The following is a 2,473-nucleotide window of genomic DNA, read 5'->3' as shown; positions in this document are numbered from 1 at the left end:
CCGGGCCGACGAAGCCGGTTGGTGCGGCCGCCGGTTGGTGCTTGACCGTCTGGCGGGTGGCTGCCTTGTGCGGCATGGTGGCTTCGTCGCTGCGGCGCAGGATGTCGACGGCCTGGTGTTGATCGGGATTGGTGAGTGCTTGGTGGGCGGCCTTTGCCAGTTCGCCGGCCGTGGCGTAGCGGTCGTCGGGCCTTTTGGCCATGCCGCGTGCGATCACCCGGTCCAACGACTTCGGGACGCCCGCGCGCTTGATGCTGGGCTGTGGGATCGGGTCCAGCATGTGCGCGGTGACCAACACGCCGGCGCTGTCGGAGGCGTACGGCGGGGCGCCCGTCAGGCACTCGTAGAGTACGCAGGCCAGCGCATAGACGTCGGCGCGATGGGTGACTTCGCCCGATGAGAATCGTTCGGGGGCCATGTATTTCCAGGTGCCCACCGCGGTGCCGATCTGAGTGAGCTTCTCGTCGGTCGTCGCATTGGCGATGCCGAAGTCGACCAGATAGGCGAAGTCGTCACGGGTGACGAGGACGTTGGGTGGCTTCACGTCGCGATGCATGATTCCGGCGGCGTGCGCGGCGTCGAGCGCCGAGGCGACCTGGGTGATGATGGCCACCGCGCGCGGCGGAGTCAGCGGCCCGGATTGTTTGAGCAGAGTCTCCAGGTCGGTGCCCTCGATGAGGCGCATCTCCAAGTAGAGTTGCCCGTCGATTTCGCCGTAGTCGTGGATGGGTACGACGTGCGGTTCCTGCAGGCGGCCGGTGTGGCGGGCTTCGCGTTTCATCCGTTCCCGAAACACCGGGTCTTTGCTGAGCGTTTCCGACATCAGCTTGACCGCCACCGTCCACCCTTTGACGGTGTGTTCGGCCTCGTAGACCTGGCCCATCCCGCCGTGCCCCAGCGGCCGTTTCAGGTGGTAGGGCCCGAACATCGAACCCGCGCGCGAGCCCTGCCCGTCGCTCATCGATGACCCCTCCAAAGAACCCCGCAACCCCCGCCGACAATATCAACAGCCCGGACTGAGCATGGGTTCGGAGAAAACCGCCGATCCGATCATGTTGGTGCGACCAGAACGGCAACTCGTTTGCGCGTCCTCAGGCGTCGCGGTTTGTGCAGGTCAGCCGTTCTTGCCCCACCAGTTGTGCAGTTCCTCGATGTTGGCGGTGCCGCCGAAGACGTCACTGAGCATCAGCTTGCCCTCGTTGCTCCAGATCACGTTCGGCTGATTCTTGTAGGTGCCGCAGGCGACCATGCCGGCCGTCACAGTCGGGCTGTTCTTGTAGTGCCAGCCGTCCGGTGATGCTCCCTCTCCCGGGCAGTTCATCAGCTGCACGGCGGCGATGTCATCGTTGAAGGCTTTCTTCAGTGCGTCGAGATTGGGGAACAAGCCGTAGATGGCCTTGGTCGGGCCGCCCGGGCTGGTGTTCTGTCCGCACTTCACCATCGCTACCGAGCCCTCCCAGATGCTGTTGGCCGACGGAGTCGTCGATGTGCACGTACCCGTGGGGTAGCCCTTGGGCAGCATGCTCATCAGCTTGCTCTGCGGGTCGCTGGTCGGTGGCGCCGAAAAAGAGGTGCTCGGGGTGGTCGTGACGACCGAGGTGGTGTGATCCGCCTTCGGATGGCTGTCCGAGTTGCCGGTGAACAGGTAAACGCCGACACCGGCAATGACTAAAACCACGACCAGGGCCGCGACGCCGGCGAGGATGGGCCAGGGGCTGCGTTTGGCCGGCGGTTGGCCCTGGGTCCACGAAGTCTGGCCGCCGGGCTGTTGCGGCGGGGGCCCGACAGGCGGCTGACCGCCCCAGTTGCTGGACGAAGTCTGGAAGTACTGCGGCGTGGGAACAGGTCCAGAGCTCGAAGCTCCGGGGTAAGGCGACTGCTGGGCGGGGGTAGGTGGCGGCGTGAAGTTCTGACCCGACGCCGGAGGACCAGCGACGCCGGTGCCGGCCAGGGTGGCCGGCGGCGCGCCGCTGCCGGGCCCCAGCACGGTGGCTTCCTGGCTGCGGCGCACGATGTTGGCGGCGTGGTCTTGATCGGGGTCGCTGAGCGCTTCATGGGCGGCCAGCGCGAGATCGCCCGCACTGGCATAGCGGTCCTCGGGCTTTTTGGCCATGCCGCGCGCGATCACCGCGTCCAGGGCCCTGGGGATGCCCGCGCGGCTGGCACTGGGCTGCGGGACCGGGTCCATCAGATGCGAGGTGACGAGCATGCTCGCGCTGTCGGACCGATACGGCGGCGCGCCGGTCAAGCATTCGTAGAGCACGCAGGCCAGCGCGTAGATGTCGGCGCGGTAGGTGACCTCGTCGTTGGAAAACCGTTCGGGCGCCATGTATTTCCAGGTCCCCACCGCCGTGCCCAGCTGGGTGAGCTTCTCGTCGGTGGTCGCGCTGGCGATGCCGAAGTCGACCAGGTAGGCGAAGTCGTCGCGGGTGACCAGGATGTTGGGCGGCTTGACGTCGCGGTGCATCACCCC

General features: G+C 66.6%; 2 protein-coding genes. Both read right to left on the bottom strand.

The window, feature by feature from the left end; all coding sequences use genetic code 11:
* On the bottom strand, positions 1-961 hold a 961-nt coding region (locus A5791_RS05155), incomplete at its 3' end, for a serine/threonine-protein kinase (protein WP_156661008.1).
* Between the two features lie 153 nt (positions 962-1,114).
* Positions 1,115-2,473, bottom strand: a 1,359-nt coding sequence (locus A5791_RS05150) for a serine/threonine-protein kinase (protein WP_067232194.1), incomplete at its 5' end; no start/stop codon positions are given.

Source organism: Mycobacterium sp. 852002-51163_SCH5372311 (assembly GCF_001667115.1).
Lineage (GTDB): Bacteria > Actinomycetota > Actinomycetes > Mycobacteriales > Mycobacteriaceae > Mycobacterium.
Note: the sequence above shows the minus strand (reverse complement) of the source record. Positions and strands in the feature narration are given on the sequence as shown.